Here is an 888-nt window from a genome sequence, read left to right on the forward strand (position 1 = left end):
CGTCTCTTTGCCAAAAGATCCTGGAATGGATAATCATCAAATGCTTGAAGGTGTTAAGAAAGGAAAACTAAAGTCGCTGTATTTATTCGGTGAAGACATGGCATTTGTGGATTCCAACGTGAATTTTGTTGATACTATGCTCGAAGATCTGGAGTTTTTTGTTGTCCAGGATTTATTTTTCAGTAAAACGGCGCAATTCGCTGATGTTATTTTGCCTGCAGCTCCGAGTCTGGAAAAGGACGGTACATTCGTTAATACAGAGCGCCGAATTCAGAGGTTTTATCAAGTGCTTGAGCCACTTGGAGACTCTAAGCCGGATTGGCTCATATTCCAAGAGCTTGCTAATCATCTAGGAGCGAATTGGACTTACCAGCATCCGAGCGAGATCATGGATGAAGCAGCGAGTCTTGCTGGTTATTTTGCCGGGGTGAGCTATGAAAGACTGGAAGGGTTCAATAGTCAAATCTGGCCGGTTGCGAAAGATGGTACGGATACGCCGATCCTTTTCGAAGAAGGGTTCGCGTTTGAAGATGGTAAGGCACGGCTCATTCCGCTTGAATGGACTCCTCCTTTTGAAGCCGGTGCTGAATATGATTTACATTTAAATAATGGCCGACTGTTGGAGCATTTCCATGAAGGGAATATGACGTACAAGTCAGAGGGACTGACACATAAGGTTCCCCACCCATGGCTTGAGGTATCACTGGAGCTTGCTCGGGAACGTGGAATCGAGGATGGCTCTCTCGTTCGTTTAACCTCACCTTATGGTCACGTAAAGGTAAGAGCGATAGTCACAGAACGTGTAACAGGGAACGAATTATACTTAACGATGAATACACGAGAAGATGAGGAAGCGGTTAACCGTCTGACAAGCAGTTATCATGATAC

1 protein-coding gene is annotated in these 888 nt (G+C 45.0%); it reads left to right on the plus strand.

The annotated features are described in order from the left end of the window. The coding region (locus CVN76_RS05900) for a molybdopterin oxidoreductase family protein (protein WP_157805557.1) at nucleotides 1-888 on the plus strand (888 nt) is incomplete at both ends.

This window comes from Bacillus sp. mrc49 (assembly GCF_002803435.1).